The 6,287-nt window shown below is 26.7% G+C and carries 5 protein-coding genes; 1 reads left to right on the top strand and 4 read right to left on the bottom strand.

Annotation, left to right across the window (positions count from 1 at the left end; translation table 11 throughout):
• Positions 1-444: 444 nt before the first annotated feature.
• The 4 genes from BMSBPS_RS04270 to BMSBPS_RS04255 are packed head-to-tail and all read right to left on the bottom strand — an operon-like array spanning position 445 to position 3,892.
• The gene (locus BMSBPS_RS04270) at positions 445-1,236 is read right to left on the bottom strand and encodes an inositol monophosphatase family protein (protein ID WP_046201235.1); all 792 of its coding nucleotides are present in this window, start codon (positions 1,234-1,236) and stop codon (positions 445-447) included.
• A 54-nt stretch (positions 1,237-1,290) separates the two neighbouring features.
• Positions 1,291-1,719: an NUDIX domain-containing protein gene (locus BMSBPS_RS04265; RefSeq protein WP_046201234.1), complete on the bottom strand. Its 429-nt coding sequence runs from the start codon at positions 1,717-1,719 to the stop codon at positions 1,291-1,293.
• Positions 1,716-2,915: a DegT/DnrJ/EryC1/StrS family aminotransferase gene (locus tag BMSBPS_RS04260; protein WP_052719893.1), complete on the bottom strand. Its 1,200-nt coding sequence runs from the start codon at positions 2,913-2,915 to the stop codon at positions 1,716-1,718. Before BMSBPS_RS04260 ends, BMSBPS_RS04265 begins: the two co-directional genes overlap by 4 nt.
• Positions 2,916-2,932: 17 nt before the next feature.
• The gene (locus BMSBPS_RS04255) at positions 2,933-3,892 is read right to left on the bottom strand and encodes a Gfo/Idh/MocA family protein (protein WP_046201233.1); all 960 of its coding nucleotides are present in this window, start codon (positions 3,890-3,892) and stop codon (positions 2,933-2,935) included.
• A 1,531-nt stretch (positions 3,893-5,423) separates the two neighbouring features.
• Here BMSBPS_RS04255 and repA point away from each other — a divergent pair.
• On the top strand, positions 5,424-6,287 hold the full coding sequence (gene repA, locus BMSBPS_RS04250; RefSeq protein ID WP_046201232.1) for an incFII family plasmid replication initiator RepA: 864 nt from the start codon (positions 5,424-5,426) through the stop codon (positions 6,285-6,287).

Raw genomic sequence — 6,287 nt, 5'->3', positions numbered from 1 at the left:
AATTTTTAGTATTTAATAATAAGCTGAATAAAATCAGAGGGATTTGTACGTCCATTATCTGCTATAAATGATATTTTAAACAAAAAATACATTTTAAATAATATATATTTATTTTTTATTCTTAATAATTGGCAAATTTTTTCTTTTAATTGTTATTTTAAAATTTAATTTATGGTTATGCACAGATAACTGCAAGGGAGATCTCTTTTTAAGATTACAATCGAGACATTTATAAAGTGCGTTTTGTAACCATTTTTAAGTGCAACATTTCTTATAAAAAAAATATAATATTTCTTATAAAAAAAATATAATATTTCTTATAAAAAAAGATAACATTTTAATGAAAGTATTATTCATATCATTCTAAAACTAACAATTTTATACCCTTTTCACAAAAAAAATTTTAAAATATAAAACATTATATTTCTAATAAATTATCTTTCTTCAGTTTAAAGCATTAACTATTTCTTCTAAAAGAGTTTGCGATGCAGCCGTAACAAAACTTTTTCCCCATAATAATTTTTCACAAGAACCTTGCAAATTAGAATAAATTACACCAGATTCCTTCATACAAGGTAATAATGCTGCAATATCCCAAGCTTTCATAAGTGTATCAATAGCAGCATCAATTCGTCCTGTAGAAACCATAATATGCTGATAACAATCATTTATAAAAATAATATCTCTAGCAAAATCTATTAAATTAAATAATTTATAAGCTTTCTTACCTTCTCGTGAATTAAATGTAGTACTATGAATACCCGATATAGAAATTACAGAACTACGTAATCTTTTTTTATCATTTGTTTTAAATATTATTTTAATAGCAGGAGAATTGCCAGATTGCATCCAACATCCATATCCTTGATTAGCATAAATAATTTTATTTAAAATAGGAAAATAAATCACACCAATTACAGGTTCATGGTTTTCAATATAAGCTAACAACGTACTAAAAAGTGGAACACCATACAAAAAAGCTTTTGTGCCGTCTATAGGATCAATAATCCATCCAGTATGAAATTCATGATTTATAGTTGAACCAAACTCTTCTCCTAAGATAGGCACATTTGGTGTTTTAATTGAAAGAAATTTCTTTATACAACTTTCAATATAAAGGTCTGCATGAGTAACAAAAGACTGATCAAATTTTAATTTAAATTTTTTTATATTATCAAACGCATTAATAGAGTATAAACGTGTATTTTTTACAGCTTGTATTGCTATACTTAACATAATAACCTCATCTATTTAAACTGTAATAAAATAAATATTTCGGTTATATGTCTATTACATAATATTAAATACTTTTAACATAAATATATCTAAATTATCTTTGATGTTATTAAGATCAGAAAATATGTATTGAGAATGTTCTGTGCTTAATTTTATGTTTCCATAACAAAAAACACGAAAAGTTATTTGAAGACACTCTTTGTTGTTTACAATATATGCAACGGCACTTTCATATCCAACGATTTTAATAATATTCAAATTAGTTTCTTCTTTTATTTCGCGCTTTAATGCTTTAAACATAGATTCACCTTGCTTTATACCACCAGAAGGTATTTCCCATTTATCTGGCATAAAATCATGTTTAGAACGCTTAATAAAAAGCACATCCATTTCATTCTTTAATGAAATAATACCTCCAACAACTATCCGATCATAATTATTGATTTTTTTTAATACTTCATAAGGGATAAATTTTTCTATCATTTTTTATATAATTTCGCTACATAATGAATTATAGATAGATAATTATCTATAAAATCAAATCGTTCTTTTCCATACCAAACATCTAGTTTAAACATACTGTTATGAAATTTAATAGCATTTGTAAAATTTTGTTTATTAACATAGAGCTTTTGTGGATAACTCTGAGAAATTTTGTCCGGTGAATGAAATAGAGGATATTTGTGAAGAGGACATGTTGAAGCAGGGATATCTGCCTCATATGCACCTAATTCATTTAATTTTTTAACAAAATCATACATATTAACTGTAAATTTATTTTTATCAAATAATATTGGTAATGCATACCAAGCTGGGTTAGCTTGACTAGGTATGCGTACAATTTTTAAACCATCAATAGTTTCTATTTCCTTTTTTAATATAAGAGCTGTTTCGCGTTTTTCTTGCATTATTTGATCAAAATCAAACATTTGAGGTAAAACTATAGCAGCTGCTAAAGGATGCATACGTAAATTTAATCCAGTTCCAGTGATTACAAAATTCCTTAAATCCTCATCAGTAACTTCTTTTTGAGCTCTTTTATTAAAATGCCCAACTAATACAGCCCTTTCATATATACGACTATGTTTTGTTGCAAAGAAACCTCCTTCTCCAGAAGTCAAGATTTTTTTACCTTGAAAACTCCAAGCTGAACCATCCGAAAAACTCCCAATAATTTGTTCATTCCATGTAGCACCGTGTGCATGTGAACTATCTTCAAGCAAAAGTAAGTTATAACGATTACAAATATCTACTAATTCGTCCATATCACACGGAATACCCCACATATGAGTAATTACTATAGCTTTAGTTTTCGAAGTAATTAGCACTTCTACTGCTTTAGGATCAACATTACCGTTATCAAGGCAATCAGCAAACCTAAGCTGTGCACCCAATTGATGAAGCGGCGAACAAGTAGCAAAAAAAGTGTAACTAGGAACAATTACTTCATCTCCTTGCGTAATTCCTGCTCCATAAAACATTGAAAATAATGCTGTTGTTCCTGAATTAACAGCTATTGCATTTTTCACATTAAATTTTTTTTTAAATTCTCCTTCTAGTCGTTCATAAATCCCTCCATTATCATAAATAGAAATAGCTTCCAAAAGTTGATTTTGAACACTTTTTTTTATATTTTCAGTAATTTTAGGGTGAGAAAATCTTGAAAATTTTGAACACATTAACACTTTCCTTTAAGTTATTTTTTACAAAAATTACTTTTTTTAGAAGCTTCTTCTAGAACACGCATCAAAGAAATCGAACGACTTAAATTTCTTTCAAAAGCAGCTTCACCACCATTACAAAGAAATTCCTGATACATTTTTACAAATGGCGATGTATTTTCCACTTTAATATATTTCAAAATTTCTTGCTTTTTATTTTTTAAGGTAATGTGATTTTTATTAGCATGAAAAATGGTATTTTGACCATACATAGTAACATCTTCATATTTTTCGATTGCTACACAAGATATATAAGCTAGAATAATTGCGCCATCACATTCAAATTCAACAAATGCAATATCATCCACATTATAATAATGACAAGAAGAGTTTATTAATCTAGCATAATTCACCTTAATTTCTTTACCATCAAATAAATAATTAATAATATCTACAATATGATAACCCATATCAAACCATACTCCACCACCTGAAGTAGCATATTGTCTTCTCCAATCTTTATTAGGATTATTACTAGGTATGGTGTATCTTATTTTCAAATAAGATATTTTCTCATTTATTCTTTGTACCTCATGTTTTAAGATTTCGTAAGCTAATGTGTATCTTTTTTGACAAACAGTGAATATTTTAAAACTTCTACTACGTGAAAAATCACTGAATATCTTTGATTCAAGTAATGTTAATGCAAAAGGTTTTTCTTTGATTATTCTCATTGGAAACTGACTACAAAAACTTAATACTTCACAGTAAATGTTATGAGGTAAAGCAATTAAAACTATATTTGGTTTGATTATATAGACAAGTTCTTTATAATATAAAAAACTAGGTACATCATAATGAAGTAAATTTTTTGCTTTATTAATATTTTCAATTGATAAATCACATAAAGCACAAACTTTTATTCCTAAAGAAATAATAGCTGGTATATGTTCTTTAATTATAATATTGCCACATCCGATGATTGAAATTTTCATATTGAACTCCTTGCTCAAAACAATATTATTGATCAATAGTTTTGTCTAAAAAGATAAAATAATTTTTTAGAATTAATTTAAATAAAAATTTAAGCAAAAATAAGAAAATTCAAAATGCTTAGCTTTAATTTATGAATTTAACTTCATATAAAATATTTATATAAATTTAAAAAGAAATTTTTAAAACAACATTGATGAAATAGAGATTAGAATAACAAAAAAGAAAATATAATATTTATTATACATATAATATTCGATATAATTCCAAATATCATATAATAAAAATTAATATTAAAATTCATAATGTTAATATATATAAAATAGTATATTAATATAGAATTATATTCTATCCATGATATGAAGATTAATTAAATATAAAAAAATTCTTTATGTAAAATTCGTACAATGACTAAAATTATTAATGCTACTTTTTTATAAATTATATTATTAAATAAAAAATTAAATTTTTTATTTAATAATATTCTTGAATATAGATATTAATGAACTATATATAACGTATTATACAAATATTACGTATATTGAAATAATTATAATCACAATTAAATAATAAAAAATATTTTTAAATAAACGTTAAAAATATTATATTTATCTTGATAAGACTCTAAATATAAAAATATTAAAAGAATTATAATTTTCAAACAAAACTTTTATAAGTTATGAACGATTACTAAAATTATCGCAAAATTTTTTTATTAATTTTAAATAAAAAACATATTCAATTTCTAAAAAATTTTTAAAAAATAGCGATAAATTATTCAAAAAAATGATATTATTATGCATAATTTTTGATATTTAAATTTATACTGATACAATAATAATATGTAGCATCTATGCTATTTGTAGTACGATGTCAATCGAACTAATATTTTTTAAATACTATTTAACTCAATATATTACCACTCTAACCTAAACAATATAAGCTAATGTAGCTTATAATTTCTTTATTAATTTAAAGCGCTAATATAAAAAATATTAGTATCTCTTGATAAGAGATACTAATATAATTGTTAAGTACAGCATTCTTATAGGTCGAAAAGAAATTATTTACTTACATAAAATTGGTTAGATGTCTTTAACATTAAAAATTTATTTCCAAAAAAACTAATTATCTACAATACGTAGATATCAAGGATTTAGGATTTAAATTTCTTATAATGTGCATTAAAAAAATGCTTTTAAAAATAGATAAAATCTCTGCATTCTTGCCTGTAGCTTATTTGAATGCTAAATTGTTTATTTATCGCTGATAAATTTTAGGATTTGCCACGCCTACTATATAAAGTGGCAAGGATCTGGTTCTTTAAGTAATGCTAGTAAAGCAATCATTTAGAGCCAGAAAGTAAATGCCCCAGTAACCTTCCTGAGTTTGGCGACCTAGAAGATTAACGGGGGCCAACTAAAACTACATAGAAGCTGTTGCTCTATGTAGGGAGTATAGTGCTATGCTTAGAAAACTTCAATACTTTCTAATATGCATTACTCCTTTTGTGCAACATAAGTGTAGGAAGGTGTGACTAATACCCAAACTTTACTTAAATATTACCGACAAGTAAAAAACCCAAATCCAAAATTCAACCCAGCTGAAGGTAAAAAAACTTTACCATTCTGTCGAAAATTAATGTCTAAAGCAGCAAATTTTACATCTCGTTTCGATTTTCGCATGCATGTAGCCTTTGTGCGTTCATTAGGCAAACGTAGACGTATGCCACCTTTATTGCGCCGACGTGCTATTGATGCGTTACTACAAGCTATGTGTTTTCATTATGATCCATTAGCTAATCGTGTTCAGTCTTCTATTACTAATCTAGCTCTTGAATGTGGATTGGCTACTGCATCAAAGAATGGCAATCTTTCTACGACTCGAGCTACCCGAGCGCTACTTTTTCTAATGGAACTAGGACTCATTACTTACCATACGGAATACGATCCTAACATTGGTTGCAATATTCCTACAGATATTACTTTTACACCTGCCTTATTTAGTGCACTTGACATATCTGAAGTAGCCGTAGCAGCTGCTCGTCATAGTCGAGCAGAATGGGAAAATTGTCAACGAAAAAAACAAAACCTACCTTTACTTAATAAAGATGATCTAATAGCTAAAGCTTGGCGATTTGTTCGAGAACGTTTTCGTGTTTATCAAATTGAACGCAGAGCTAGTGGATTTAAACGGGCTCGTGCACGACGTGATGCTAAACGTACACGTCGTGACATTGAAACTATTGTTAAATTGCAATTAACACGTGAAATAGCTCAAGGACGTTTTGAGGCTAATCAAGTTGCTGTTTTTAATGAAGTAAAACGACGTGTACGAGAACGAATGTTAATGTCTAGAGCATATAATTATACTCAGCTAAGGATTTTGACTACATAA

Source organism: Candidatus Pantoea carbekii (assembly GCF_000971765.1).
Lineage (GTDB): Bacteria > Pseudomonadota > Gammaproteobacteria > Enterobacterales > Enterobacteriaceae > Pantoea_A > Pantoea_A carbekii.
The sequence above is the reverse complement of the archived record's forward strand: the minus strand, read 5'-3'. Positions and strand labels throughout refer to the sequence as shown.

Coding starts and splice junctions, on each gene's coding strand:
- BMSBPS_RS04270 (WP_046201235.1), bottom strand. CDS start 1,236: ATGTTAAGTATAGCAATACAAGCTGTAAAAAATACACGTTTATACTCT.
- BMSBPS_RS04255 (WP_046201233.1), bottom strand. CDS start 3,892: ATGAAAATTTCAATCATCGGATGTGGCAATATTATAATTAAAGAACAT.
- BMSBPS_RS04265 (WP_046201234.1), bottom strand. CDS start 1,719: ATGATAGAAAAATTTATCCCTTATGAAGTATTAAAAAAAATCAATAAT.
- BMSBPS_RS04260 (WP_052719893.1), bottom strand. CDS start 2,915: ATGTGTTCAAAATTTTCAAGATTTTCTCACCCTAAAATTACTGAAAAT.